The sequence below is a fragment of the Pseudomonas allokribbensis genome, from assembly GCF_014863605.1.
Lineage (GTDB): Bacteria > Pseudomonadota > Gammaproteobacteria > Pseudomonadales > Pseudomonadaceae > Aquipseudomonas > Aquipseudomonas allokribbensis.
Window position 1 is genome coordinate 1,687,397 of the sequence record NZ_CP062252.1, and the last position, 24,992, is coordinate 1,712,388.

The 24,992-nt window shown below is 59.9% G+C and carries 29 protein-coding genes; 12 read left to right on the forward strand and 17 right to left on the reverse strand.

From position 1 onward, the window contains the following. Position 1: 1 nt before the first annotated feature. Positions 2 to 592, reverse strand: coding sequence for an HD domain-containing protein (locus IF199_RS07725; RefSeq protein ID WP_192560072.1), 591 nt, complete (start codon positions 590 to 592; stop codon positions 2 to 4). A gap of 24 nt (positions 593 to 616) precedes the next feature. Continuing rightward, complete coding sequence (locus IF199_RS07730) at positions 617 to 928, reverse strand: Mpo1-like protein (protein WP_096822233.1); 312 nt, start codon at positions 926 to 928, stop codon at positions 617 to 619. A gap of 167 nt (positions 929 to 1,095) precedes the next feature. Between IF199_RS07730 and IF199_RS07735 the strand changes: the two genes are divergently transcribed. Further along, a complete protein-coding gene (locus IF199_RS07735) occupies positions 1,096 to 2,157 on the forward strand; it encodes an AraC family transcriptional regulator (protein ID WP_192560073.1) in 1,062 nt (353 codons plus the stop codon). On the opposite strand, the gene IF199_RS07740 is transcribed toward IF199_RS07735, so the two are convergent. Further along, positions 2,114 to 3,568, reverse strand: a complete 1,455-nt coding sequence (locus IF199_RS07740; RefSeq protein WP_096822231.1) for a TrkH family potassium uptake protein — start codon at positions 3,566 to 3,568, stop codon at positions 2,114 to 2,116. The two genes, IF199_RS07735 and IF199_RS07740, sit on opposite strands and share 44 nt — an antisense overlap. A gap of 120 nt (positions 3,569 to 3,688) precedes the next feature. On the opposite strand from IF199_RS07740, the gene IF199_RS07745 reads away from it, so the two are divergent. Further along, positions 3,689 to 4,255: a nitroreductase family protein gene (locus IF199_RS07745; protein ID WP_096822230.1), complete on the forward strand. Its 567-nt coding sequence runs from the start codon at positions 3,689 to 3,691 to the stop codon at positions 4,253 to 4,255. A gap of 12 nt (positions 4,256 to 4,267) precedes the next feature. Here IF199_RS07745 and IF199_RS07750 read toward each other — a convergent pair whose 3' ends face one another. From IF199_RS07750 to IF199_RS07775, 6 genes are all read right to left on the reverse strand, one after another. Then, positions 4,268 to 5,608, reverse strand: coding sequence for a sensor histidine kinase (locus IF199_RS07750; protein WP_102620316.1), 1,341 nt, complete (start codon positions 5,606 to 5,608; stop codon positions 4,268 to 4,270). A 67-nt stretch (positions 5,609 to 5,675) separates the two neighbouring features. Further along, positions 5,676 to 6,125, reverse strand: coding sequence for a Spy/CpxP family protein refolding chaperone (locus tag IF199_RS07755; RefSeq protein ID WP_085733794.1), 450 nt, complete (start codon positions 6,123 to 6,125; stop codon positions 5,676 to 5,678). A gap of 141 nt (positions 6,126 to 6,266) precedes the next feature. Continuing rightward, a complete protein-coding gene (locus IF199_RS07760) occupies positions 6,267 to 6,944 on the reverse strand; it encodes a response regulator transcription factor (RefSeq protein WP_096822228.1) in 678 nt (225 codons plus the stop codon). Positions 6,945 to 6,951: 7 nt separating this feature from the next. Beyond that, positions 6,952 to 7,362 (reverse strand): SH3 domain-containing protein, encoded by a 411-nt coding sequence (locus IF199_RS07765; RefSeq protein ID WP_096822227.1) that lies wholly within the window; start codon positions 7,360 to 7,362, stop codon positions 6,952 to 6,954. Between the two features lie 121 nt (positions 7,363 to 7,483). After that, positions 7,484 to 7,783, reverse strand: a complete 300-nt coding sequence (locus IF199_RS07770) for a YciI family protein (RefSeq protein ID WP_192560074.1) — start codon at positions 7,781 to 7,783, stop codon at positions 7,484 to 7,486. A gap of 1 nt (position 7,784) precedes the next feature. After that, complete coding sequence (locus IF199_RS07775) at positions 7,785 to 8,381, reverse strand: septation protein A (RefSeq protein ID WP_192560075.1); 597 nt, start codon at positions 8,379 to 8,381, stop codon at positions 7,785 to 7,787. A gap of 87 nt (positions 8,382 to 8,468) precedes the next feature. Between IF199_RS07775 and IF199_RS07780 the strand changes: the two genes are divergently transcribed. From IF199_RS07780 to IF199_RS07810, 7 genes are all read left to right on the forward strand, one after another. Next, entirely contained in the window at positions 8,469 to 9,332 is an 864-nt protein-coding gene (locus IF199_RS07780; protein ID WP_192560076.1) for a PHP domain-containing protein, read from the forward strand. A 13-nt stretch (positions 9,333 to 9,345) separates the two neighbouring features. Beyond that, on the forward strand, positions 9,346 to 9,975 hold the full coding sequence (locus IF199_RS07785) for an L-threonylcarbamoyladenylate synthase (protein WP_096822250.1): 630 nt from the start codon (positions 9,346 to 9,348) through the stop codon (positions 9,973 to 9,975). Positions 9,976 to 10,095: 120 nt separating this feature from the next. Next, complete coding sequence (locus IF199_RS07790; protein WP_173861343.1) at positions 10,096 to 10,794, forward strand: segregation and condensation protein A; 699 nt, start codon at positions 10,096 to 10,098, stop codon at positions 10,792 to 10,794. A gap of 11 nt (positions 10,795 to 10,805) precedes the next feature. Beyond that, positions 10,806 to 11,825: an SMC-Scp complex subunit ScpB gene (gene scpB, locus IF199_RS07795; RefSeq protein ID WP_192560077.1), complete on the forward strand. Its 1,020-nt coding sequence runs from the start codon at positions 10,806 to 10,808 to the stop codon at positions 11,823 to 11,825. A gap of 2 nt (positions 11,826 to 11,827) precedes the next feature. Next, positions 11,828 to 12,019 (forward strand): DUF1289 domain-containing protein, encoded by a 192-nt coding sequence (locus tag IF199_RS07800; protein WP_085733788.1) that lies wholly within the window; start codon positions 11,828 to 11,830, stop codon positions 12,017 to 12,019. Positions 12,020 to 12,174: 155 nt separating this feature from the next. Beyond that, on the forward strand, positions 12,175 to 13,401 hold the full coding sequence (gene rluB / locus IF199_RS07805; protein ID WP_192560078.1) for a 23S rRNA pseudouridine(2605) synthase RluB: 1,227 nt from the start codon (positions 12,175 to 12,177) through the stop codon (positions 13,399 to 13,401). An 826-nt stretch (positions 13,402 to 14,227) separates the two neighbouring features. Then, positions 14,228 to 15,646, forward strand: coding sequence for an amino acid permease (locus tag IF199_RS07810; protein WP_192560079.1), 1,419 nt, complete (start codon positions 14,228 to 14,230; stop codon positions 15,644 to 15,646). Positions 15,647 to 15,740: 94 nt separating this feature from the next. Here the strand turns inward: IF199_RS07810 and IF199_RS07815 are convergent, their stop codons facing one another. Further along, a complete protein-coding gene (locus IF199_RS07815; protein ID WP_096822219.1) occupies positions 15,741 to 17,090 on the reverse strand; it encodes a serine hydroxymethyltransferase in 1,350 nt (449 codons plus the stop codon). A 552-nt stretch (positions 17,091 to 17,642) separates the two neighbouring features. Between IF199_RS07815 and IF199_RS07820 the strand changes: the two genes are divergently transcribed. After that, on the forward strand, positions 17,643 to 18,242 hold the full coding sequence (locus tag IF199_RS07820; RefSeq protein WP_096822249.1) for a helix-turn-helix transcriptional regulator: 600 nt from the start codon (positions 17,643 to 17,645) through the stop codon (positions 18,240 to 18,242). After that, positions 18,232 to 19,110: a queuosine precursor transporter gene (locus IF199_RS07825; RefSeq protein ID WP_096822218.1), complete on the forward strand. Its 879-nt coding sequence runs from the start codon at positions 18,232 to 18,234 to the stop codon at positions 19,108 to 19,110. Before IF199_RS07820 ends, IF199_RS07825 begins: the two co-directional genes overlap by 11 nt. A gap of 70 nt (positions 19,111 to 19,180) precedes the next feature. Here the strand turns inward: IF199_RS07825 and queC are convergent, their stop codons facing one another. Further along, entirely contained in the window at positions 19,181 to 19,879 is a 699-nt protein-coding gene (gene queC / locus IF199_RS07830; RefSeq protein WP_096822217.1) for a 7-cyano-7-deazaguanine synthase QueC, read from the reverse strand. A gap of 297 nt (positions 19,880 to 20,176) precedes the next feature. Here queC and arfB point away from each other — a divergent pair, with 297 nt between their 5' ends. Next, positions 20,177 to 20,590 carry an alternative ribosome rescue aminoacyl-tRNA hydrolase ArfB gene (gene arfB, locus IF199_RS07835; protein ID WP_096822216.1) on the forward strand — a complete coding sequence of 138 codons (414 nt, stop codon included), beginning with the start codon at positions 20,177 to 20,179 and terminating at the stop codon, positions 20,588 to 20,590. Here the strand turns inward: arfB and IF199_RS07840 are convergent. From IF199_RS07840 to phhA, 6 genes are all read right to left on the reverse strand, one after another. Next, a complete protein-coding gene (locus IF199_RS07840; protein WP_192560914.1) occupies positions 20,587 to 21,774 on the reverse strand; it encodes an MFS transporter in 1,188 nt (395 codons plus the stop codon). The genes arfB and IF199_RS07840 overlap by 4 nt on opposite strands. A gap of 95 nt (positions 21,775 to 21,869) precedes the next feature. Further along, positions 21,870 to 22,088, reverse strand: a complete 219-nt coding sequence (locus tag IF199_RS07845; RefSeq protein ID WP_096822214.1) for a hypothetical protein — start codon at positions 22,086 to 22,088, stop codon at positions 21,870 to 21,872. A gap of 38 nt (positions 22,089 to 22,126) precedes the next feature. Next, positions 22,127 to 22,258 (reverse strand): hypothetical protein, encoded by a 132-nt coding sequence (locus IF199_RS30455; RefSeq protein ID WP_255261961.1) that lies wholly within the window; start codon positions 22,256 to 22,258, stop codon positions 22,127 to 22,129. 200 nt (positions 22,259 to 22,458) lie between these two features. Next, positions 22,459 to 23,652, reverse strand: a complete 1,194-nt coding sequence (locus IF199_RS07850; protein WP_192560080.1) for an amino acid aminotransferase — start codon at positions 23,650 to 23,652, stop codon at positions 22,459 to 22,461. Then, positions 23,652 to 24,008, reverse strand: coding sequence for a 4a-hydroxytetrahydrobiopterin dehydratase (locus tag IF199_RS07855; protein ID WP_003222798.1), 357 nt, complete (start codon positions 24,006 to 24,008; stop codon positions 23,652 to 23,654). The genes IF199_RS07850 and IF199_RS07855 overlap by 1 nt, the downstream gene beginning before the upstream one ends. Positions 24,009 to 24,125: 117 nt before the next feature. After that, on the reverse strand, positions 24,126 to 24,962 hold the full coding sequence (gene phhA, locus IF199_RS07860) for a phenylalanine 4-monooxygenase (protein WP_225739972.1): 837 nt from the start codon (positions 24,960 to 24,962) through the stop codon (positions 24,126 to 24,128). Positions 24,963 to 24,992 lie beyond the last annotated feature (30 nt).

Here is a 24,992-nt window from a genome sequence, read left to right on the forward strand (position 1 = left end):
CTCAGGCCGGGGCGTGTTCTTCCATCGCAGCCTTGTAGATGGAGTTCTTCGGCCGGGCGAACAGCCGCTCCATCATCGGTTCGAAGAAACTCAGCGGCAGGGTGTCGTAATCCGGGTCGAATGCCGCCGCGTCGTATTTCGCGCAGAATTCCGCGGTCGCCTGATACTGCGGATGACCGCTGAACTGCTCGCGCAGGTGCCGATCCATGCCCAGGTGATGGAAGAAGTAGTAGCCCTGGAAGATCCCGTGCTTTTCCACCATCCACAGGTTCTCGGCGCTGACGAACGGCTTGAGAATGGCGGCGGCGATGTCCGGGTGATTGTAGGAGCCCAGCGTGTCGCCGATGTCGTGGAGCAGGGCGCAGACCACGTATTCCTCGTCACGCCCATCGCGCCAGGCGCGGGTGGCGGTTTGCAGCGAGTGGGTCAGGCGATCCACCGGAAACCCGCCGAAATCACCTTCGAGCAATTTCAGGTGCGCCATGATCCGGCCCGGCAGTTGACGGGCGTAGGCGCTGAAGTCCGCCGCGATGATCGCCCAGTCTTCCTGCGTGCCGTCCTTCATATGGGTGAAACGGGCATTGGCATTCATCGGCAATCCTCTTGGTCAGGGTTTCTAGAACGCCACGCGGCCCAGGATCATGTCGCGGTACATGACGAAATCCCCCAGCAGGCTGTAGAACGGATGCTGGAATGTCGCCGGCCGGTTCTTCTCGAAAAAGAAATGGCCGACCCAGGCGAAGCTGTAGCCGGCCAGCGGCAGGGCCAGCAACAGCAGCCAGGCGCCCTTGGCGATGGTCATCGCGAGAATGAAGATCACCAGCGTCGTCCCGATGAAATGCAGGCGACGGCAGGTGCTGTTGCTGTGTTCGCTGAGGTAATACGGATAGAACTCGGCGAAGCTGTTGAAAGGCTTGATGGTTTCCACGACCGCGATCTCTGTGGTTATTGTTCTGATTGCAAGTTGTTCGGTGGGTAGCTTATTTGAGTCTAGAGTGATCATTGGCGTCGGCCAGTGACAATCGGCGCCACTTTACTATCCTTGGGAAATCGGCCGTAGTATGCGGCTCACCATGTCATCCAAGAAAAAACGCCATGAGCGAACGAACGACATCTGCAAGCTGGGCGATGGGGATTGTCAAGGCACTGGAAATGGACGGCCTGGATTGCCGGGTTCTGTTCAAACAGCTGGGGCTCGACTACGCGGCGCTGGAGGATCCGGACGCACGCTTCCCTCAGGATTCCATGACCCGACTCTGGCAACGGGCGGTCGAGCTGTCCGGCAATCCCGCCATCGGTCTGAACATGGGCAAGGTGGTGCGACCGGCGTCGTTCCATGTGGCGGGCTACGCGCTGATGTCCAGCAACACCCTGGCCGAAGGCTTTCAGCGACTGGTGCGTTATCAGCGGATCATTGCCGAAAGTGCCGACTTGAGTTTTCGCCTGCTCGACGAAGGTTATGCGCTGATTCTGACGGTGCACGGCGATCATCTGCCGCCGACCCGGCAAAGTGCCGAAGCCTCGCTGGCCTGCGCGCTGGCGCTGTGCGGCTGGTTGACCGGGCGCACCTTGCACCCGCGCAAAGTGCTGGTGCAGGGCGATGAGCCCGATGATCTTGAACCCTACAAGCAAGCCTTTCATGCACCGCTGGTGTTCAACGCGCCGTATGACGCGCTGATCTTCGAACGCGCCGACATGGAAGCGCCGCTGCCCACCGCCAACGAGGCGATGGCGCTGCTGCACGACCGGTTTGCCGGGGAATATCTGGCGCGGTTTTCCGAAAGCCGTGTGACCCACAAGGCGCGTCAGGTGTTGTGCCGCTTGCTGCCGCAGGGCGAGCCCAAGCGCGATACCGTGGCGCAGACCCTGCACCTGTCGCAGCGCACCTTGCAACGGCGTTTGCAGGAGGAGGGCACCAGTTTTCAGCAGTTGCTCGATGACACCCGCCGAGAACTCGCCGAGCAATACCTGGCGCAGCCGAGCATGACCTTGCTGGAGATTGCCTATTTGCTGGGGTTTGCCGATCCGAGCAATTTCTTCCGTGCCTTCCGCCGCTGGTTCGACACCACGCCCGGCGATTACCGGGCGCGGTTGCTGGAGGCGCCGAACGCGATCAGTGACGCCAGAATGCCGGAATACACAGCACAAACACCGTAATGATCTCCAGTCGGCCGAGCAGCATGCCGAACGACAGAATCCACTTGGCCGCATCCGGTAGGCTGGCGAAGTTGCCGGCCGGGCCGATGGTCTCGCCCAAGCCCGGGCCGACGCCGGACACGGTGCTGGCGGCGCCGGTCAACGCGGTCATCCAGTCCACGCCCAGCAGCGACAGCAGCAGGGCGATCACGCAGATGGTAATGGCGAAGAAGAACGAGAACGTCAGGATCGACCGGACGATTTCCTCGTCGAGGCGATGACCGTTGTACTTCTGCTTGATCACCGCGCGTGGGTGGATCAACTGGTTAAGGTTGGCCTTGAGCAGGATGTAGGCGACCTGGAAGCGGAAGATCTTGATCCCGCCCGCCGTCGAGCCGGAGCAGCCACCGACGAAGCCCAGATAAAAGAACAGCATCAGTGAGAAATTGCCCCACAGGCTGTAATCCCCCAATGCGAATCCGGTGGTGGTGACCACTGACGTCACGTTCAGCGCCACATGGCGAAGGGCGTCCAGCCAATGCAGGTTGGTAGTCCACCAGTACCAGGTGCCGAGCACCAGCCAGGTCACCAGCAACATGCCGAGCAAACCCTGCACCTGTTGATCCTTGATCAGCGCCCGGCGATTGCCGCGCAGCGTCGCCACGTACAGGGTGAACGGCAGGCTGCCGAGGATCATCACCACCACTGCCACCCAGTGCACCGCCGGTTGTGTCCACTTGGCCAGAGATTGGTCGGAGGTCGAGAAACCGCCGGTGGAGATCGCCGACATCGCGTGGTTGATCGCATCGAACGGACTCATGCCCGCCCACCAGAACGCCAGACTGCCGAGAATGGTGATGCCCACGTAAGCCGCCACGATCAGCCGCGCCACCATGTGCGAGCGGGGCATGACCTTTTCCGAGCGGTCCGAGGATTCGGTCTGGAACAGGCGCATGCCGCCGATGCGCAGCAGCGGCAGAATCGCCACCGCCATGCCGATGAAGCCGATGCCGCCGAGCCAGTGCAGCAGCGAGCGCCACATCAGGATGCCCGGGGACATGGTGTCCAGCCCGCTCAATACGGTCGAGCCGGTGGCCGTGATGCCAGACATGCTTTCGAAGAACGAGTCGGTGTAGCTAATGTGCTGGGTCAGCAAAAACGGCAGCGCGGCGAAGATGCACACCACCAGCCAACTGGTGACGGTCAGCAGATACATGTCGCGGGGACGCAGGTGAATGTGTTCCGGGCGCCCGGGAATCACCAGCGCGAGGCCGGCGAGGAAGGTGATCATGCTCGCCCAGAGGAACGACGGCAGATCGCCGGTGCGGTCGAAAATCACCAGGGTGGCCATGGGCACGACCATGGCGATGGCCAGGGTGATCAGGAAGATGCCGATGATGAAACCAATGATCCGTAAGGTCGGCAACGCCATGAAGTCCGCTCGGGCTGATGTGGGAAGGGCGCCATTCTACCTGCGGGGCAAGGCATGTAAACCGACGCGGCCGGATCACTTGCAGCTAGAATAGCCGGACATTTTTTCAGGAGGTGGCCGATGCAGGCTCTCGACGCTTTGCTCAACCGTGTTTCCGTTCCACGACTGATCGATCCGGCCCCCACCGCCGAACAGCGCGAAGTGCTGTTTGCCGCCGCGACCCGTGCACCGGATCACGGGCATTTGCAGCCGTATCGCTTCCTGACCGTCGAAGGCGCGGCGCGTGAGCAGATGGGCGAGTTGCTGGCCGAAGCGGCGCAGATGCAGGAAGGCGAAGTCACCGAAGCGATGATCGACAAGGCGCGCAACGGCCCGCTGCGGGCGCCGCTGGTGGTGGTGGTCATCGCCAAGTTGCAGGAACACGTCAAATACCCGAAGGCCGAGCAGTTGCTGGCGGCGGGCTGTGCGGCGCACGGGATTCTGCTGGCGGCCTACGCGCAAGGGATTGGCGCGGTATGGCGCACCGGTGATCTGGCTTACTCGAAACATGTCGCCAAGGGTTTGGGGCTGACGGATGGCGAAGAGGTGATTGCGTTCCTGTACCTCGGCACCCCGCAGAAAGAACCGCGAGTGGCCGAGAAGGTTGATCTGGCGGAGTTTGTCAGTGCCTGGCCGGGTAAGGCCTGACACTGAGGATCATCAGGGCTGAACAACGGCCCCCGGCTCCAGCGGCAATTCAAGACTGGCCACAAACCCGCCCTGCGGGTGATTGGCCAGCACCAGTGTCCCGCCATGTCGCTCGGCCGCTCGCCGGGCGATCGCCAGGCCCAGGCCATGCCCGGCCGCAGTCTGCCCCGGTGCCCGATAAAACGGTTCGCCCAACTGATTCAAATGTTCGGCCTGCACCCCCGGCCCGTGGTCGCGCACGCTGACAACGATTCGCTCGCCCTGACGTGAAGCCTGCATTTCGATCGACTGCCCCACCGGGTTGAAGCGCTGGGCATTGCGCAGCAGGTTGTCCACGGCGCGCTCGATCATGGTCGGCCACCCCGTCATGTTGAGCTGCGGTTCGGCCTCCAGGCGGACGGTCTGCTCCGGCGAGCCGAGTTGTGCGTCCTTTTGCAGAGAGCCCAGCAGAGCATTCAGGTCCACGGCTTCGGCACTGGCGTTGTCGGCGTCGACCCGCGCCAGCACCAGGATTTCGCTGATCAACGCTTCCAGTCGATCGCACTCGCGGGTCAGGCGTGGCCAGAGTTTTTCCCGTTCTTCCGGGCTCGCCCGTTCAGCCAGTGCCAGTGCGATGCGCAGACGTGCCAGCGGTGAGCGCAGCTCGTGGGACACGTCGCGCAGCAGTTGGCGCTGACTGCCGATCAGGCTTTGCAGGCGTGCGCCCATGCGGTTGAAATCGTTGGCGAGCACGCCGAACTCATCGCGACGGTTGGCCAGTTTCGCCAGGCTGTTCTGCTGATAGGTGGTCTGCCCCAGATCGTGCACCGCGCCGCGCAAACGGCTGAGCGGACGGGTGATGGAGAAGGTCACCAGCAGGCTGAACAGGGTCAGCACCACCAATGCGATACCCAGCGCACTCAATGGCCAGAGCAGGCTTTCGCGGTGCCAGGCATCGAGTTCCGGATGCGGGATGCGGTAGATAAAGAGGTAGGTGTCGCCGCTTTTTTCGCTGGTGAATTCATCGGTCAGCCGTCGCCATGGCAGGCGTCGGTCGTCGTTGTTCTGCCGTGCTTCGAAGGCGGCCGCGCGACGGGGGAAGGTGCCACGCACCACGGGGTCGCCGCTCTCGTTCAGCACTTGCACGTCGATGTGGTATTGGCGTTTGCGTTGTTCGAGGATGTCCTGGGCGGCGTCTTCGCCCTGGGTTTCGTAGGTCTGCGTCCAGTCGGCGGCCAGGGTGTTGAGGCCCGGATGGCGGCTGAGGATCCACGCGTCCTGGTTGAGCATGTGCCCCAGCAGAATGGAAAGCCCTGCAACCAGAGCGATGGCCAGCCAGAAGCTCGCGAGAATACGCCAGAACAATGAACGCACGGAAAGTCCTCAAACAAAGAAAACCCAACGGCGGTGAGCCGTTGGGTCGGGGCGTGACGCTAGAGCATTATTGCGCCTTTTGCGGCTGTTGCGCTTTCCAGGCCTTGAATTCAGCCCATTCGGCGCGACGCTCGGCCTGTTTCTTCTGGATCTCGTCGAATTTCTTCTGTTGATCCGGCTTCAGCACGGCGCGGACATCGGATTCGGCTTTCTTGTGGTTGGCCGCCATCTCGTCTTTCATGGCTTTCTGGTCGGCTGGCGAGAGTTTCTCCAGGTATTTCTCGACCGTCTGCTTACGTTCGTGCATCTGTTCGCCCATGATCTTGCGGATCTGCTCGCGCTGTTCACGGGACAGGTCCAACTGGCTGTACGGGCCTTTGCCGTGCATGCCGTGCATCTGACCGCCGTGGCGCCAGCCACCGTCCGGCCCGCCCATCGGGCCACCATCCTGCGGCACGGCCATGGCGACGGTTGGCAGAGCGGCAGCGAACATCAGAGCGATAAGAGTCTTGCGCATGGTGTATCTCCTTGTCTCGTTCCCGGTACGTTCCGGATGAGTCCAGATTACGGAGATCAAGGTCAGCGGCGGTCAGCGCTGGGTAAAGCTTGGGTAAAGACGCTTTGTCATCAAACTGACAAAGCGTCCGGGTGCGGGGATTCAGAGGCTGTAATAGTAGCCGCGGCTGCGCAGGGCGACGATGCGCGGGCGGCCGTCGGCGTGGGGGCCGATCTTCTTGCGCAGGTTGCTGACGTGCATGTCCAGGCTGCGGTCGTACAGGGTCAGCTTGCGGCCGAGGGCGATCTGCGCCAGTTCCTGTTTGTCCAGCGGCTCGCCGGGTTGCTTGAGCAGGGCTTCGAGCAGACGGCTTTCGGAAACGGTGAGGGTGAATTCCTTCTCGTCGATGCTGACCACGCCACGCACCGGGCTGAAACTCAAATCACCCAACTCAAGTTGGGTCGAGACGGCGGCCGGGTGACTGCGGCGCAGCACAGCGCGCAGGCGCGCGGTGAGCTCGCGCGGGTCGCACGGTTTGGCCAGGTAATCGTCGGCGCCCAGTTCCAGGCCGAGGATGCGATCCAGCGGCTCGCCGCGAGCCGAGAGCATCAGCACCGGCAGGTCGGGGTGGTCGTTGCGCAGTTGCTTGAGCAGTTCCAGACCGCTGCCGTCAGGGAGCATCACGTCCAGCACCACGGCGGCAGGCGCGGTCTCGGCCAGTGCCTTGCGGGCGCTCTGGCCGTCGTGACACGCACGGACCTGAAAGCCTTCCTGGCTCAGCCAACTGCTCAGGAGCTCACACAGCTCCTCGTCATCATCAATCAGTAACAGCTCGCTCATGACTCACTCAATTTAGCCATTGTCGACGTTTTCGACTTGCACCACTGGCAAAGATACCGCAGAGCAGGGCCAATAGCGCTACCCCGGCACCGGTGACGAACCATTGCTGCTGTTCGGTCAGCAGGCGCGGCAGCGGGCTGGCCTGGGCTTCCTTGAGTTGCAGCTTCAGGCGCTGGTTCTCTTGGCGCAACCGGGCAAGCTGGGCGCTTTCGCGGGTGTTGTCGGCATCTTGCAGTTGTTTGCTCAGTTCTTCCCGCTGCTGCTCGCTGGCCTTCAGGCGCTGCTGCAACTCGGTGATCTGGCTGCCGGCGCTCAACGAAAGCGGCGTGGAGTTGCCGCTTTCGGTGGTTTCTACACCATGGGCGGGCGCCACGATCGACAACGTGACCAACATCAGACACAACGGACCCTTGCGCATCGCGACTCCTGTTACCAAATGGATATTGGGCAGGTTGTCGGCCGGCAAACGAGAATAATGAGCGATTGAGAACGCGATGAACCGACAAGGTTCATCGCGTGGGGACACGGGCGGGGGAAAGTTACGGCAGGACTTGCTTGAACGGCTTCACGACAACATTGGCGTAGACACCGGCGGCGATGTACGGATCGGCATCGGCCCAGGCTTGCGCAGCGCTCAGGGAGTCGAATTCGGCGACGATCAGGCTGCCGGTGAAACCCGCAGCGCCCGGATCATTGTTGTCGACGGCCGGGTGCGGGCCGGCCAGGACGATGCGGCCTTCGCCCTTGAGCACTTGCAGGCGTTCAAGGTGGGCCGGGCGGGCGGCGAGGCGCGCGTCCAGGGAGTTGGCGACGTCGGTGGCAATGATTGCGTAGAGCATGTCAGTCCTCGGTTTTTGGCGTTGTGGTATCGGCGTCGTGCAGGTGACGGGTCAGGTAGATGCCCTGAGCGACCAAGAACAGCACGGTCAGGCCCAGGCTGCCGAATACCTTGAAGTCCACCCAGTAGTCCTGGAAGGTGAAAGCGACGAACAGGTTGGCGGCGCCGCAGAACAGCAAGAAAGCGATCCAGGCGATGTTCAGGCGCGCCCAGATCGGTTCCGGCAGCGTCACTGCGTGACCCATGATGCGTTTGATCAGCAGGCGGTCACCGATGAAATGGCTGCCGAGGAAGGCCAGGGCGAACAGCCAGTTGACCACCGGGGCTTTCCACTTCAGGAAGGTTTCGCTGTGGAAGGCCAGGGTCAGGCTGCCGAACACGAGGCAGGCAATCAGGGTCAACCACTGGCTCTTTTCCAGCTTGCGCTGCTTGATGAAGAGCGCGCCATAGACCACCAGGGAGCTCATGATCAGCACAGCGGTGGCGCTGTAAATGCCGCCAACCGTCAACTCATGACCGGCGACGTCGACGGTGCGTGGATCGAGTTTGTAGACGATGAAGAACAGCAGAAGCGGGATGAAATCGATGAATTGTTTCACAGTGAGAGCCAGAAGCTGGATGTGGCGGCATAATAACAAACATATGGGCGCGCGATAGCGCCAGCTGATTTGAGGTTACACATCCCCGTGAATGTTGATTTGCACTGCCACAGCACGGCCTCCGATGGCGCCCTGGCGCCTGCGGCACTGGTTGCGCGTGCGTTCGAGAACGGCGTGCGAGTCCTGGCCCTGACCGATCACGATACCCTCGAAGGCCTGGCCGAGGCGCGCATTGCGGCCACGAAATTGGGGATGCAATTGGTCAACGGCGTCGAGCTGTCCTGCACCTGGGGCGGTGCCACCATTCATGTGCTGGGCTACGGTTTCGACGTCAACGCCGCGCCATTGGTCGAGGCGATTGCGAAGCTGCACGATGGCCGCTGGCTACGGTCTGAAGAAATAAGCCGCAAGCTCGCCCTCAAGGGCATGCCGAATGCGCTCGACGGCGCGCGGCAGATCCAGCAGGAACTGGGCGACAGCGGCAACGCGCCGGCCCGTCCGCATTTCGCTGACTGGATGGTGCGTGAAGGTTTTGTAAAGGATCGCGCCGAGGCGTTTCGTAAATGGCTCGGCGCCGGCAAGCTGGGGGACGTCAAGCAACACTGGCCGACCCTCGAAGACACCGTTGGCACGCTGCGCGCCGCCGGGGCGTGGGTCAGTCTGGCGCATCCCTGGCACTACGATTTCACGCGCAGCAAGCGCCGAAAGCTGATTGCCGACTATATTCAAGCGGGCGGGCATGCGATCGAAGTGGTCAACGGTCATCAGCCTGCGGAACAGGTGGGCAGCCTTGCAATCCTTGCCCGTGAGTTCGGTCTGCTGGTCAGCGCCGGCAGTGATTTCCATGGCCCTGGTGGCTGGTCCGAGATCGGCCAGTACCGGCCGGTGCCGGAGGACCTTCCACCCCTGTGGTGTCGGTTCAAACATGACACAGTTATTGCCGCCGTCTGAACAGGTAGAGAATGTGAGTCAATTTTTCCAGATCCATCCGGAAAACCCGCAAGCGCGCCTGATCAAACAGGCGGTCGAAATCATCCGCAAAGGCGGGGTGGTGGTCTATCCAACGGACTCTTCCTACGCAATCGGTTGCCAGATCGGCGACAAGAACGGCATCGAGCGCGTTCGTCGCCTGCGTCAGCTCGACGAAAAGCACAACTTCGCGCTGATCTGCAGCGACCTGTCGCAACTGGGCAATTACGCCAAGATCGACACCGGCACCTTCCGTATTCTCAAGGCTCATTTGCCGGGGCCTTACACGTTCATTCTCAATGCCACCCGCGAAGTGCCACGGCTGTTGCTGCACCCGAAGAAGCGCACCATCGGCCTGCGGGTGCCGAGCCATCCGATCGCTTTGGCGTTGCTTGCCGAACTGGGCGAGCCGCTGATGAGCGTGACCTTGATCATGCCGGGCGATGAAGACCCGCTGAGCGATCCGTACGAAATGCGCCAGTTGCTCGAGCATCAAGTGGACCTGATCATCGACGGCGGTTTCGGCGGCATCAAGGCCTCCACCGTGATTGACCTGACCGGCGACGATCCGGAAGTGGTCCGCGTCGGTTGCGGCGATCCGGCTCCGTTCATGGTCGAGGCCTGAATGTCCGCAGTGGAAACCGTTGATCCCCAGGCCGGTGCCCAGCAGGAACTGCCGTTTGCCATGGTCTATGGCCAGGCCGTCACGGAAATGCCGCTGGACCTGTACATCCCGCCGGACGCCCTGGAAGTCTTCCTCGAAGCCTTCGAAGGCCCGCTCGATCTGCTGCTGTACCTGATCCGCAAACAGAACATCAACATCCTCGACATCCCGGTGGCGGAAATCACCCGCCAGTACATGGGCTATGTCGAGTTGATGCAGTCGGTGCGCCTGGAACTGGCCGCCGAGTATCTGGTGATGGCGGCGATGCTGGCCGAGATCAAGTCGCGGATGCTGCTGCCCCGGGCCGAAACCGTCGAAGAGGAAGAGGACGACCCGCGCGCCGAACTGATCCGCCGCCTGCAGGAATACGAACGCTTCAAGGCCGCTGCCGAAGGCATCGACGGTCTGAGTCGGGTCGGTCGCGACGTGATCGTGCCCAAGCTTGATGCCCCGGAAGCCCGGGCGCGCAAACTGTTGCCGGACGTGGCGCTGGAAGAAATATTGATGTCCATGGCCGAAGTGCTGCGCCGTGGCGACATGTTCGAAAGCCATCAGGTCAGCCGCGAGGCACTGTCCACCCGCGAACGCATGAGCGACGTGCTGGAACGGCTCAAGGGTGCCGGATTTGTGCCGTTCGTCGAGCTGTTCACCGCCGAGGAAGGTCGGCTCGGTGTGGTGGTGACCTTCATGGCGATCCTTGAACTGGTCAAGGAATCCTTGGTCGAGCTGGTGCAGAATGAGCCGTTCGCCGCGATCCACGTGCGAGCCCGAGCCGAATAACGAGTCCCGATATGAACCTGAGTGAACCCCGCGAGCTGGCGCCCCTGCTTGAAGCCTTTCTGTTGGCCTCGGGAAAGCCGCAAACCCTTGAACGCCTGTACGAGTTGTTCGAGGAAGGCGAACGGCCGGAACCGCCGGTCTTCAAGAAGGCACTGACCCTGCTCGGCAAGTCCTGCGAGGGGCGGGCGTTCGAGCTCGTGGAGGTTGCCTCCGGCTATCGCCTGCAGATCCGCGAGAAGTTCGCGCCATGGGTCGGCCGCCTGTGGGAAGAGCGCCCGCAGCGTTATTCCCGGGCCCTGCTGGAAACCATGGCGTTGATTGCCTATCGCCAGCCGATCACCCGCGGCGAGATCGAAGACGTGCGTGGCGTGGCGGTCAACACCAACATCGTCAAGACGCTGATGGAGCGTGAGTGGATCCGCATCGTTGGTTACCGCGATGTGCCGGGCAAGCCGGCGATGTTCGCCACCACCAAGCTGTTTCTCGATCACTTCAACCTCAAGAGCCTCGACGAGTTGCCGCCGCTGGCCGAGCTGCGTGAGATCGAGCCGGATCCGGTGCTCGACTTCGACGACGCTCCAGTGCCGCCGGGCTTGCAGGAACTGGCCGATGCCAGCGCCGAGCCGGAAGAGCCGAAGGAGGAAACCAGTTTCCACACGCTGCTGCTGGAACTGGACAGCATGGAGGAGGGGATCAAGACCGACTTCGACGATTTGCTGCGTGACGTCGCGGATGGCGAGCCGATGCCGTCGGGGTTTGAGTCCGATTCGGTCGAAGCGCCGGTCGAGCCCGAAGCAGAGCCGGAGGCCGATTTTGAGCCTGAATCGGAATTTGAGCCTGAGTTTGAGCCCGAGCCCGAGCAGGAAGACGATGTGCTCGGCGTGGCCGAAGCCCGGGAAAAACTGTTGGCCGCCGTCGCCCGGCTTGAACAGCCCGCTCCAGATCCGGAACCAGAACTGAGCGAAGAAGAAGCCGAAGCCCGGGCACTGGCCGAAGCCATCGAAGCCGAACGCCGCGAGTTCGAAGATTGAGCATGAGCTCAACCAAGGACCCGTGCATCAGCCTTTGCAAGTTCAGCGACGACGTCTGTCTCGGCTGCGGTCGCAGCAAGCGCGAGATCAGGGCCTGGAAGAAACTCGACAAGGACGACAAGCGCACGGTGCTCGCCGAAGCTTCGCTGCGCCTGATCAAGCTCGGTGCCACCGGTCGGCGGAAAAAGAAATAACCTTGCCCTGATCGACTAGTCTCTGATGCGCGAACGAACACATCCGCGTATGATTCGCGACCCTTCGGCGATCCCTTCGCCCGAAAACCCAGATTTCAACGTTTCAGCGGGCTCAATCCTGAGCCGCTGAACAGACCACACCGGGAGGTGCCCAGATGAGTGACAACCAGAAAGACGACCAGGAAATCGGCCCAGCAGGCGAAAAACTGCAGAAAGTCCTCGCCCGTATCGGCGTCGGCTCGCGCCGTGACGTAGAAGCGTGGATCAGCCAGGGCCGGATCAAGGTCAACGGCAAAGACGCCACCCTCGGCCTGCGCGTCGACATGCACGATGCAATCACCATTGATGGCAAGGTCATCAAGCGTGAAGAGGCTGCCGAGTCGGTCCGCCGCGTGATCATGTACAACAAGCCCGATGGCGAGATCTGCACCCGTGACGACCCGGAAGGCCGTCCGACCGTGTTCGACAAGTTGCCGCGTCCGAAAGAAGGGCGCTGGATCAACATCGGTCGTCTCGACATCAACACCACCGGCCTGCTGATGTTCACCACCGACGGTGAGCTGGCCAACCGCCTGATGCACCCGTCCTACGAGATGGACCGTGAGTACGCGGTCCGTGTTCGCGGCGAAGTCGATGACGAGATGATCGAACGTCTGAAGGCCGGTGTTGTGCTGGAAGACGGCCCGGCGCGTTTCACCGACATCAAACAGGCACCGGGTGGCGAAGGCTTCAACCACTGGTATCACTGCGTGGTGATGGAAGGTCGTAACCGTGAAGTGCGTCGTCTGTGGGAATCCCAGGGTCTGGTGGTCAGCCGCCTGAAGCGCGTGCGTTTCGGTCCGGTGTTCCTCAACTCCGACCTGCCGATGGGCCGCTGGCGCGAAATGAGCCAGTACGAAGTCGATATTCTGAGTGCTGAAGTCGGCCTGACCCCGGTAGCCATGCCGCAACTGAACGCCAAGAGCAAAGACAAGCTCGACCGCATGCAGCGCAAGTCGTCGCGCCCGATGGCCCGTACCGAGCGCGTGCGTACCCTGCGTCCGGCCAATGGCGCACCGGCGGCTGCCGGCCCGCGTCAAGTGCGAGAGCCACAGATCGAAGGCGAGCGTCCAGGTCGCAAGCCTGCAGCACGTGACGGCGAGCGCGCTCCGCGTCCGGCCAATGGCCGTACCGAGCGTGGCGAGCGTGGCGAGCGGGGTGCTCCGGCCGGTCGCGGTACGCCGGTGGCGGATCGTCCAGCCGACACCAAGCGCCCGGCCAAGCCGGCGCCGAAGCGTCCAGGCATCAAACTGGCTGATGATGACAAGCCGTCGGGCAAGCGCCGTGGCGCACCGGCCGGTTCCGGCCAGCGTCCGGGTTTCGGTCGCAAGAAGCCTGAATGATCGTATTCAGCGCTGAATGAAAAAACGCCAACCTTCGGGTTGGCGTTTTTTTTTGGATTTTTTATTTCTTTTTTTCAGCGGTTTTTTCTTATTTGAAAACAAAAAACCTGAAGCACTTTCAAATAGTTAGCGAGCTAACAGCCACGGGCGGACCCCTTCTCGATTCGTCTGCTGTGGAAACTATACGTTACGCACTGTCAGCAAATATTTACGGAAAAAGCCCCGGAGTCCCGTGGATCGTGCGCCTTTGCAAGGCTGTAAGGAAAACCTGCCGAAGCCCTGTCGATATGGGCCGGCGCAGGGCTCTGGCGTGCTTGTTTCAGGCTCGTTTGAGAGGTGAGATGCGCCCCATGCCTGTCGTGCAGGTGCATAACAAGAAGGAGGCGCAATGAACGCCGATATCCATTTTCACTTCTCTACGTGGGACGGATTTTCCATCGTCCACGCCGATGGCCTGCAAAGGCCTGACTCAATTTTTGCAGCCGCCCGAGCCTCTCGGGGCGGACACACGCAATCCCGGCAACCGACACGCTGATCCAGCGGGGTCTGGCAGCAGGGGGTTAGCGGTGTACAATGCGCCGCGTTTTAACTGTGACCCTCTGCGTAATCGCGTATACCTCAAGGCTATCCGTCTTGTTCACTCCGTCGCGTCACGAGCGTGTCGGGTTCGATTTCGTCACAGATAAAAACAAACAGGTGACGCATGACCGTTGTAAAAAAGCTGAATTCCTGGTGCCTGCGCTGGGGTTTGATCAAGGTTGGTTGAAATCGCAACCTTGCAGCAACGTCTACTGAACATCATCAAACCTTGCGTGAGACCTTTTTCATGAGTGGACAAAACTCGCAATCAGGCGAGCTGAAACGCGGCCTGAAAAATCGCCACATTCAACTGATCGCCCTCGGTGGCGCGATCGGTACCGGATTGTTCCTGGGCTCGGCCGGGGTGCTGAAATCTGCCGGCCCGTCGATGATCCTCGGCTATGCCATCTGCGGCTTCATCGCTTTCATGATCATGCGCCAGCTCGGCGAGATGATCGTCGAAGAGCCGGTGGCCGGCTCCTTCAGCCACTTTGCGCACAAGTACTGGGGCGGCTTTGCCGGTTTCCTGTCGGGCTGGAACTGCTGGATCCTGTACATCCTGGTGGGCATGTCGGAGCTGACTGCGGTCGGCAAGTACATCCACTACTGGGCGCCGGAGATCCCGAGCTGGGTCACCGCCGCCGCCTTCTTCATTCTGATCAACGCGATCAACCTGGCCAACGTCAAAGTCTTCGGTGAAGCCGAATTCTGGTTCGCGATCATCAAGGTCGTGGCGATCGTCGGCATGATTGCCCTGGGCAGCTATCTGCTGGTCAGCGGCCATGGCGGCCCGCAGGCGTCGGTCAGCAACCTGTGGTCTCACGGCGGTTTCTTCCCGAACGGCGTCAGCGGTCTGGTTATGGCCATGGCGATCATCATGTTCTCCTTCGGTGGTCTGGAAATGCTCGGTTTCACCGCCGCCGAAGCCGACAAGCCGAAAACCGTGATCCCGAAAGCGATCAACCAGGTGATCTACCGGATCCTGATTTTCTACATCGGCGCACTGGTGATCCTGCTGTCGCTGACCCCATGGGACAGCCTGCTGGAAACCCTCAATGCGTCGGGCGACTCCTACAGCGGCAGCCCGTTCGTGCAAGTGTTCTCGATGCTCGGCAGCAGCACCGCCGCGCACATCCTCAACTTCGTGGTGTTGACCGCCGCACTGTCGGTGTACAACAGCGGTACCTACTGCAACAGCCGCATGTTGTTGGGCATGGCTGAGCAGGGCGATGCGCCGAAAGGCCTGGCGAAGATCGACAAGCGCGGCGTGCCGGTACGTTCGATCCTGGCGTCGGCGGCGGTAACGCTGGTGGCCGTGTTGCTCAACTACCTGATCCCGCAACACGCGCTGGAACTGCTGATGTCGCTGGTAGTTGCAACGCTGGTGATCAACTGGGCGATGATCAGCTTCTCGCACTTCAAGTTCCGCCAGCACATGAACAAGACCAACCAGAAGCCGCTGTTCAAGGCGCTGTGGTACCCGTACGGCAACTACATCTGCCTGGCGTTCGTCGCGTTCATTCTGGGTGTGATGTTGCTGATCCCGGGCATCCAGATCTCGGTGTATGCGATTCCGGTGTGGGTCGTGTTCATGTGGGTCTGCTACGTGATCAAGAACAAGCGTGGTGCGCAGCAAGCGCTGTCTGCAGCAGGCGCTTCCAAATAAGCGACTCTGCAGAAACAACAAACCCGGCCAAGTGCCGGGTTTTTTGTGTTTGCAGATTCTGGAGGCTTCTGCGAGTTACGAGCCACTCCAGCTGCTATGCGTAGTCAGCGATGGGATACAGCGTGCACAGCGCTTCGGTCTGTAGGCGGAATTGCTCCCTCAGCGTGGGCTCCAGCGTGTAGTCCTGCTCGCCGAGCGGCGTCACGTTGTCCAGAATCCGGCACATCAGATCGACAATCTGCCGGCATCCCCGGGCGTCGATGTGGCGTTGCGCGATGGAGCCGGTGCCGATGCGCAGCCCACTGGTCACGAGGGATGATCGGGTCTCGCCGGGGACGCGGTGTTTGTTGACGATGATCCCGCAGTGCTCCAGCGCTGACTCCGCAATGGCGCCGGTGATACCGCTGCGCAGCCGAAGCAGAATCGCGTGGTTTTCACTGCGCCCGCCCACGACCTCGTAGTCATGTGCCTGAAACGCACTGGCGAGTTCATCGGCCGTGCTCCGGATCCGCGCCATGTAGGCGTCGAACTCTGCCGACCTGGCATAGCCCAGTGCCGCCGCCTTGGCCGCGATCATGTTGACCGCCGGCGCGCCCTGCATTCCGGGAAACACGGCTTGGTCAAGGGCACGACTGAAGGTTGTCCTCAGGCCGGGTACCTTGGTGTTCGCGTCTCGGCCGGAAAGGATCAGGCCGCCGCGGGGGCCCATGAGTTGCTTGTGCGTGCAGGTCGTGGTGACGTGTGCAACGTTGATCGGGCTCGGATGTCGCCCGGTGGCAACCAGTCCGGCGATGTGCGAAATATCAGCGAGCAGTATCGCTCCGGCCTCATCGGCAATCTCACGGAATCGTTCGAAGTCCACAACCTGTGAATAGGCGGTGGCGCAGCACATGATGATGCGCGGGCGGTGGTCGAGGGCCAGTCGGCGTACGTTGTCGTAATCGATCAGGCCGTCGGCGGTCGTGCCGTACTGGATCGCCTTGTAGTGGTCGCCCGAAAACGCGGCGGTGCTGCCGTGGGTGAGATGACCTCCGTGTTCGACGGCCATTCCCAGCAGCGTATCTCCCGGTTCAAGCAGGCCGGTGAGCACCTGGTAGTTGGCGTTCGACGCCGAGTGTGACTGCACGTTGGCGTACTGGGCGTCGAACAGCTCCCGGGCTCTTCGGATGGCCAGCGACTCGACCCGGGTGACGTTCTCGCACCCGGCGTTATAGCGCCTGCCGGGCATGCCCTCGGCCGTCACGTTGACCAGCGCCGACGCCGATGCCACCAAGGTGCGAGGCTTGACTGCGCAAGAGGAGGAGACCAGCGAGAGAGTCCGGTGTTGACGCGTGACTTCAGCGTCGAGGATCTGTGCGAGTTCGGCGTCTTCCGCCCGAAGATCCGCCAGGCCACGTCGCAGTAAGTCGGCCTGGTTCGTAAGCTGTTCGGTATTGACTGGCATTGTCTGTATTCCTTCCCTGTTTGTTGCGCGCAACGAACAACCGCGCGTCTTCCCTGGTCCTGCGTGTGCGTACCTGCGTCCATGTTCTGCCAAGCGCCATACAGGCCGATCCGTGTTCTGGCGGCGATGCGCGCAAAACTAAAGCCTGTTTAAACAGCCGGTTTTCATGACCTCTGCTCGTAACCGTGAGGAGAGAATCGCCGGATGCATCATAGATTTTTTGCTTGGGAACGCCACAAGATTAATCAGAAAAATGAACATTGTTCAAATAAAATGATTCTTTTTGTCCCCCTGAAGGGTGTAAAACTGCAGCTCGGCAGGCGTGACTTTCCAGGTGTCACGGGTGACGAAAAGGAGAACTAACAAGTCAGTACAGATTTTGCTGACCTGGACTATGCGGTGTCGTTTAGTCACTCAAGGAGGGAGGATGCTATGATCGCGCGCGGCTTTGATACGGATAAAACTGTAATGACCCACTTGACTTGAGTGATCCATGAGTGAGCGCTCGGGGTGTGATGTCAATTACAGTTATAAATGGATGGTAAGCACTTCATGCACAGAAGAGAAAGATCGGAGAATCTGAAAAACAACATCAAGTACTTGATTAAAAGTCGTGGGGAGACGCAGCTGTCCTTGTGCAACTCCAGTGGCCTGACCCGAACTACCATCTATAATATTCTCGAAGGGAAGGTGGTCAACGTACAGCAGTCCACGGTTCGCAAGATTTCTGATTTTTTCGGCGTTTCCTATGAGGAAATAGAAACGATCGATTTTGAAGAGAAGGAAATAATAGAAAGCAGTATTTCTCCGCAGGGGAATATGAATCCGGCGGCAGTGCCTATCATAAAAGAGAGCCTGGTTATCCAGAGTCTGGATAAAAGGATAGGCGAGTTGGCCACGATTTACCCGTTGACTTACTATTTCGGCACCTCCTTCAACTTGATAGGTGTGCTGCTGGAGAACGAGATCAATGGTTTACATGAGCCAGGCGATCTATTGATCGTGCAGAAAGGCTCGTCGACCGGCGATAGGGAAAAGCTGGTGTATGACAAGATCACAAACAGGCTGCTTATAACCAAAGAGATCAGCGTTGCTACGGATCGCATTTGTGTTGTCGGGGATATAATCGAGGAACGATTTAATGGGTTGTAGTGTTGAAATGGAAAACAGCAAGTACAAGCTATTGGGGTTTGAAAATGGAAAAAGCCTGGCCGTCATCATGGTCATCGCGACCGGCAAGATTATTAAAATAAAACTGAGTGAAGTGTTGAATAGTGAGATTATGGACAATCTGAACAAGATAGAAGTCAAAAACCTGTACAAGAAGTTTTATTCCCAGGGAGAGACGCTCACCGCCTATGATCTGAATGATCGTCATGAGAGTTCCTGGATGATCTATATCATTCTGAACCTCATGTTGTTTACGCTGTACATCTTTACCAGTATCGCCGCGACCAAACCGATCTATCTGGAATACTTTGATATTATCGTAACGCCGGGTACCTTTCTTTATCCGTTGACCTTTCTGATCGTCGATTTGTTGAATGAGACGTTCGGTCTCAGGCTTGCGCGAAAAGCGATACTTTTTGCTTTTATCAGCAACGCGGCCATCATCATTTTGCTGGCCATCACGACACATCTCCCCGGGCTGCCGGGCTGGAAGCTCGATGGGCCTTACAATGACGTTATCAGTCAGTTGTCTTCTGTCCTGGTAGCCTCTTCTGTTTCATTTCTGGTTTCCGAGAATATCAACTCGTACTTGTTGTGCAAAATCAAGGAGCTCACGAACTCCAGATTCCTGTTTTTGCGCGTGTTTTTAAGTACGTTGTTTGCGGTGATCATCGACAGCTTTCTTTTCTGCTTCATCGCATTTTATGGCGCGATGGAAACCAGCGCGATACTGAACATGATCTACGTCCAGATTGCGATAAAGGTAGGCTTCGCTTTCTTTAATGTCTTGCCTGCCTACGGGGCAAGGGCATTGTTCAAGAAGTACCTGACTGGCGGTCAGACGCAATAATGCAGGATGGCGCTCACCGGGTGTGTTGTTGCTGTCATGCCGGGTGAGCGCTTGATGTGTCGTTATATACTCAGTTCAGATTCAGTTTTGCTTTCAGGCTGTGCGCAACCTGTTCTTTGTTGTTCAGGAACTCGTTGAGGCCTTTGGCGCGAAGATTACAGGCGTCGCAATTGGAACAGCCGTTGCCTTTGATGCCGTTGTAGCAGGTCAGTGTCTGGTCGCGAATGAACTCCAGCCGGTTATGGTAATCGGCCAGCGCCCAGGTTTCCGCTTTGTTCAGCCACATCAGCGGAGTGTCCAGGGTCAATTTGTAATCCATACCCAGTTCAAGGGCTTTGTTCAGTGCCTTTACAAAGTCATCTCGGCAATCCGGGTAGCCAGAGAAGTCTGTTTCACAAACACCGGTAATGACGGTCTTGGCCTGAACCTGGTACGCATATATGGAAGCCAGGGTCAAAAACAGGATGTTCCGGCCCGGCACAAATGTACTCGGCAGGCTTTCTCCTGAACTATTGATGGTCGGGACTGGAATGTTGTCGCGCGTCAGGCTGCTGATGGCCAGTTCGTTCAGCAGCGACACGTCCATGGTCTTGTGTACGGTCACACCAAGTTCTTTTGCCAGTTGCTGTGCAACTTCAATTTCTGCGCGATGGCGCTGGCCATAGTCAAACGTGATGCAGTGGATTTCATCGTAGTGGGTCAAGGCATGGATCAAACAGGTTGTTGAATCCTGCCCGCCGCTAAAAACGATAACTGCTTTATTGCTCATGGTTATGCTTCCTGCATTGATCGAGTAAGTGCAATGTTTGAACAGTAATCGAGGACGTTCTTGTCTCGGTTGCTCATTGCCGTGGCGATATTCTACGTAGTACGGCGCTCGTTGGCACTGATTAATGCCCCCCATGTTGACGGGGCATTTCTCCCGGAAGTTTTTCCGTTTCGCCTGCCCGTTTCGCCTGATAGTCGCCGTGTATAGTGAAAAGGCGCGACACTGAAAGCACACCCAAGGTCAAGCTGACCGTAGCCGCTACAGGTACGGCGAAACAGGCTCTACGATGAGAATGCAATGCTGAAGATTTCCAATAACGTGCATCTGCCGGATGCCGAGATCGAACTGACTGCCATCCGCGCCCAAGGGGCCGGCGGGCAGAACGTCAACAAGGTCTCCAGCGCCGTGCACCTGCGCTTTGATATTCCCGCCTCGTCCTTGCCCGAGTTCTACAAGGAGCGGCTGTTGGCGCTTCGCGACACTCGCATCACCAGCGACGGCGTGTTGATCATCAAGGCTCAGCAATACCGCACGCAGGAACAGAATCGCGCTGATGCACTGGAGCGTCTGACCGAACTGATTCTCAGCGCCACCAAGATAGAAAAGAAGCGCCGTCCAACCAAGCCGACGCTGGGGTCGAAGAAGCGTCGGCTGGAGTCGAAGACCAAGCGCGGCAGCATCAAGGCCGGGCGCGGCAAGGTGGATTTCTAGTCTTCGCGGTACTTCGACGTGTGGCGGTACAGATAGACGCTCAACGCCAGGCCGCTCACCGCGGCGATCGCGGCGAACAGGAAGATCGAGGCAAAACCGAAGCCCGCCGCAATCGCCCCGGCCAGCGGCCCGGTGATCCCCAGCGACAGATCGATGAACAGCGAGTAGGCGCCAACCGCCGCGCCACGGCTGGAAGCCGGCACCAGGTTCACCGCTTCCACGCCCAGCGCCGGGAACACCAGCGAGAAGCCGAAACCGCTCAGCGCCGCACCCGCCAATGCCCAGTGCGCATCCGGCGCCAGCCATAGCAATAGCAGCCCCAGTGTTTCCACCGACAGGCAGGCAATCGCCACGCGAAAGCCGCCGAGACGGTTGATCAGGTTGCCGAACAGCAGTCGCGCGCCAATGAAGCTGGCACCGAACAGACTCAGGCACAGCACCGCGTTATCCCAATGCTGGGTGGCGTAATACAACGTGATGAAGGTAGCGATGGTGCCGAAACCGATCGAGCCCAGCGCCAGTCCGCAGCCGTGGGGAAAGACGCGACCCAGCACATGCATGAACGGCAAGCGCTCGCCAGCGACAATCGGCGCGGCGGTTTTCGGCCAGGCCAGCAGCAGGCCCAGCGCTGCAAGCAACAGAATGCTCACGCCCATGCTCCAGAGACCGAAACGGCTGACCAGCCACACGCCCAGCGGCGCACCGATCGCCAGCGCGCCGTAACTGGCGATGCCGTTCCACGAAATGACTTTGGCCGTGTTGGCCGCGCCGACGCGGCCGATGCCCCAGCCGATCGATCCGGAGCCGACGAGACTTTCCGCGCTGCCGAGCACCAGACGGCCGATGAACAGGCTGATCAGGCTGAGCATCGGCAGGTTCGGGGTCCAGGCCGAAATCAACATGAACACACCGCTCAAGCCACAACCGGCCAGACCAATCATCACCGCGCGTTTGCTGCCCTTGTTGTCGATGATCTTGCCGGCATATGGGCGGCTGAGCAGGGTGGCGAGGTATTGCACGCTGATCACCAGGCCGGCGATGACCGCGCCGAAGCCCAGGTCGCTATGCACGTAGCCGGGCAGCACGGCCAGCGGAATGCCGATATTCAGGTAGCCGATGAAGGTGAACAGGACGATGGAAACGACTTGCAGCGTGACCGCCAGGGGGCGCTGGGGTTCTGGCATAGAGGACGACATGGGTAACGATCCACGGGGAGAGCAGAATAGATAGGCTGCTCATGATACCGGCGTGGACGATGCTGCGGCGGGGAAAAGTAAAACTATTTGGCCGGGGCGACCAGTTGCGTGGTGACCAGTGCGGCGAGGGCATTTTCTTCGCTGCCGAAACGGGCGAGCAGGGCGGCTTGCTTCTCGGGCGAGAGGCGGCTCCAGATCTCGATCATCTTCTCGGTGGCGCCGATGAGGATTTCAGCCTGTTGTTCGTTAAAGGATTCGTCGGTCATGGCAGGCTCGGGCTTCAGGCAGTGTGGAAAGCGCATGTTAGCGCTTTCCACACGGTCTGTACGGCGGGTGTTACTTACTCTTTGCTGTCGGCCGGACGGCTTTCGGCGGCTTCTTTCGGCTCGGGCTGTTGGGCACCGGCTTGTTGCGTGGTCGTCTGCTCAGGTACGTGCAGGCTTGGGAAGGGGAGATTGGGAATCTCGTGCATGGTTGCGCTCCTCGCTAAGTCTGTTGATAGATCTGGTAGATCCGCGCTTTCAGAAAGCCTGCGAAGGATACAGCAGTAAAAATGACAAACAGATTTTTAATTCCGCTTGTTGCGACGGGCGGGATTGTCTAGACAAGTGCGACAGGGTGACGCAGGGCAAATGCGGGAGCGGCGGTGTGCCCGCCGCCCCTGACATTCGTTTATTTGCAGACGCTAGCGATCGCTTCGGCCAGCAGATCCAGACGTGTCGCATCAATCCCGGCGACGTTGGCCCGGCCCGAGCTGACCATGTACACGCTGTGATGCTCGCGCAGGTTTTTCACTTGTTCCGGCGACAGGCCGGTGTAGGAAAACATCCCGCGTTGCACGCCAATGTGCGCAAAGCGCTCGCGCAGACCGTGCGGTTCCAGCGCTTCGACCAAACCGCTGCGCAACTGGGCGATGCGCAGACGCATGGCTTCCACTTCGTCGGCCCAGCGGCGTTTCAGCTCCGGGTCGGCGAGGATTGTTGCGACGACGGCCGCGCCGTGATCCGGCGGCGTCGACCACAGGTTGCGGGCGATGTGGGCCAGTTGGCTGCGGATGTCGATGAGCTTGTCAGCGGTTTTCGCGCAGACGATCAGCGCACCGGTACGGTCGCGGTACAGGCCGAAGTTCTTCGAGCAGGAACTGGTGATCAGCAGCTCAGGCAACTCGGCGGCGAACAGCCGGGTTGACCATGCATCCTGCTCCAGACCGTCGCCAAAGCCCTGGTAGGCAAAGTCGATCAGCGGCAGCAGGTTGCGGCTGCGCACCACGTCCAGCACCCGGTGCCAGTCGTCGTGACTCAGATCGAAACCGGTCGGGTTGTGGCAGCACGCGTGCAGCAGCACCACATCGCCTTTCGGCACTTCGTTGAGCACAGCGATCATCGCGTCGACGTCGAGGCGGTTGTCGCTGCCGACGTACGGGTAATGACTGATCTTGACCCCGGCCGCCGCGAAAATCGTTTCGTGGATCGGCCAGGTCGGGTTGCTCAGCCATACGCCTTTGCCCGGCAGGCATTGCGCGATGAAATCCGCTGCCAGACGCAGGGCACCGGTGCCGCCCGGAGTCTGGGTGGCGCCAGCGCGTTGCTGGGCGATCAGTGCCGAATCGGCACCCAGTACCAGCTCATTGATGACCTTGCCGAACAGCGGATTGCCGTGGCCACCGATGTAGGTCTTGGTGTCCTGGCTTTCGACCAGACGCGCCTCGGCGATTTTCACCGCTTCGGGAATCGGCGTCAGGCCCTGGGCGTCCTTGTAGACGCCCACGCCGAGGTCGAACTTGCGCGGGTTGGAATCCTGCGCGTAGGCCTCCATCAGGCCGAGGATCGGGTCGCCGGGCACCCGGCCGATGGCGTCGAAGTGCATTACTTGCGTCCTTCTGCGGTCTTGGCCACTTCGTCAGTGCGCGCGGCCATGATGAAGTCGTTGCGGTGCAGGCCTTTGATCGAGTGGCTCCACCAGGTCACGGTGACTTTGCCCCACTCGGTCAGCAGACCCGGGTGATGACCTTCGGCCTCGGAGATCTCGCCGACGGCGTTGGTGAAGGCCAGGGCATGCTTGAAATTCTTGAACAGGAAAACTTTTTCCAGCTGCATGATGCTGTCACGCACTTCGATGTTCCAGTCAGGGATCTGCTTGATCAGGATCGGCAGTTCTTCATCGCTGACTTGTGGGGCATCGGCACGGCACGCTTCGCAATGGGCTTGGTTCAAAGTGGACATGGTTTGATTCCTGAGATCGGATGTCTTTTTTATAAGAGCTGTTACGGTCGTCAATGTCGTCACGCTAAACCAAAGCCGCGACGACTGACAGACTCACTTGTAAGTAAAAGCCACGGTTCACGCAGCTTTTGGTTTCGGCGGAAATTTCGGTGCGTGCAGACCCAACTGCATGCCTTGCTTGACCATGCCCATGATGTCTTCGTGGGCGAGGTCGAACAGGCGCTTGAGGTTCGGCAGGACAAAGTACAGCGGTTGCAGGATGTCGATGCGATACGGCGTGCGCATGGCTTCCAGCGGATCGAAGGCCTGATGCTCGGGCTCGTCCGACAGGCTGTAAACGGTTTCCTTCGGCGAAGACAGGATGCCGCCGCCGTAGATGCGTTTGCCTTGCGGGGTGTCGACCAGGCCGAACTCGATGGTCATCCAGTACAGGCGCGCCAGATAAACGCGCTCTTCCTTGGTCGCTTGCAGGCCGAGCTTGCCGTAGGTGTGGGTGAATTCGGCGAACCACGGGTTGGTCAGCAGCGGGCAGTGACCAAAGATCTCGTGGAAAATGTCCGGTTCTTGCAGGTAGTCCAGTTCTTCGCGAGTGCGAATGAACGTGGCCACCGGGAACTGCTTGCTGGCGAGCAATTCGAAAAAGGTCTGGAACGGAATCAGCGCCGGGACGCGGGCGACCTGCCAACCGGTGGTCTCGCCGAGCACCTTGTTGATCTCGCCCAGTTGCGGGATGCGGTCGTGGGGCAGACCGAGTTTTTCGATACCGTCCAGGTATTCCTGGCACGCCCGACCCTCGATCACTTTCAACTGGCGGGTGATCAGCGTGTTCCACACCGCGTGTTCTTCGGCGGGGTAGTCGATAAAACCTTGCGCATCGGGCTCGCGGGCCACGTATTGCGTCTGCTTCATACTGCTCTCCTGCGAGGGGAATTCGTTCTTGTTATGTCCTGCTATGGACTGAGAAATACCCCAGAGCGTGCCGTG

Bases quoted from the DNA above. Each gene is read 5' to 3' on its own strand.
- IF199_RS07725 (WP_192560072.1), bottom strand. From the start codon at position 592: ATGAATGCCAATGCCCGTTTCACCCATATGAAGGACGGCACGCAGGAA.
- IF199_RS07735 (WP_192560073.1), top strand. From the start codon at position 1,096: ATGAGCGAACGAACGACATCTGCAAGCTGGGCGATGGGGATTGTCAAG.
- IF199_RS07740 (WP_096822231.1), bottom strand. From the start codon at position 3,568: ATGGCGTTGCCGACCTTACGGATCATTGGTTTCATCATCGGCATCTTC.
- IF199_RS07745 (WP_096822230.1), top strand. From the start codon at position 3,689: ATGCAGGCTCTCGACGCTTTGCTCAACCGTGTTTCCGTTCCACGACTG.
- IF199_RS07755 (WP_085733794.1), bottom strand. From the start codon at position 6,125: ATGCGCAAGACTCTTATCGCTCTGATGTTCGCTGCCGCTCTGCCAACC.
- IF199_RS07760 (WP_096822228.1), bottom strand. From the start codon at position 6,944: ATGAGCGAGCTGTTACTGATTGATGATGACGAGGAGCTGTGTGAGCTC.
- IF199_RS07765 (WP_096822227.1), bottom strand. From the start codon at position 7,362: ATGCGCAAGGGTCCGTTGTGTCTGATGTTGGTCACGTTGTCGATCGTG.
- IF199_RS07770 (WP_192560074.1), bottom strand. From the start codon at position 7,783: ATGCTCTACGCAATCATTGCCACCGACGTCGCCAACTCCCTGGACGCG.
- scpB (WP_192560077.1), top strand. From the start codon at position 10,806: ATGAACCTGAGTGAACCCCGCGAGCTGGCGCCCCTGCTTGAAGCCTTT.
- IF199_RS07800 (WP_085733788.1), top strand. From the start codon at position 11,828: ATGAGCTCAACCAAGGACCCGTGCATCAGCCTTTGCAAGTTCAGCGAC.
- rluB (WP_192560078.1), top strand. From the start codon at position 12,175: ATGAGTGACAACCAGAAAGACGACCAGGAAATCGGCCCAGCAGGCGAA.
- IF199_RS07810 (WP_192560079.1), top strand. From the start codon at position 14,228: ATGAGTGGACAAAACTCGCAATCAGGCGAGCTGAAACGCGGCCTGAAA.
- IF199_RS07815 (WP_096822219.1), bottom strand. From the start codon at position 17,090: ATGCCAGTCAATACCGAACAGCTTACGAACCAGGCCGACTTACTGCGA.
- IF199_RS07820 (WP_096822249.1), top strand. From the start codon at position 17,643: ATGCACAGAAGAGAAAGATCGGAGAATCTGAAAAACAACATCAAGTAC.
- IF199_RS07825 (WP_096822218.1), top strand. From the start codon at position 18,232: ATGGGTTGTAGTGTTGAAATGGAAAACAGCAAGTACAAGCTATTGGGG.
- queC (WP_096822217.1), bottom strand. From the start codon at position 19,879: ATGAGCAATAAAGCAGTTATCGTTTTTAGCGGCGGGCAGGATTCAACA.
- arfB (WP_096822216.1), top strand. From the start codon at position 20,177: ATGCTGAAGATTTCCAATAACGTGCATCTGCCGGATGCCGAGATCGAA.
- IF199_RS07840 (WP_192560914.1), bottom strand. From the start codon at position 21,774: ATGCCAGAACCCCAGCGCCCCCTGGCGGTCACGCTGCAAGTCGTTTCC.
- IF199_RS07845 (WP_096822214.1), bottom strand. From the start codon at position 22,088: ATGCGCTTTCCACACTGCCTGAAGCCCGAGCCTGCCATGACCGACGAA.
- IF199_RS30455 (WP_255261961.1), bottom strand. From the start codon at position 22,258: ATGCACGAGATTCCCAATCTCCCCTTCCCAAGCCTGCACGTACCTGAG.
- IF199_RS07850 (WP_192560080.1), bottom strand. From the start codon at position 23,652: ATGCACTTCGACGCCATCGGCCGGGTGCCCGGCGACCCGATCCTCGGC.
- IF199_RS07855 (WP_003222798.1), bottom strand. From the start codon at position 24,008: ATGTCCACTTTGAACCAAGCCCATTGCGAAGCGTGCCGTGCCGATGCC.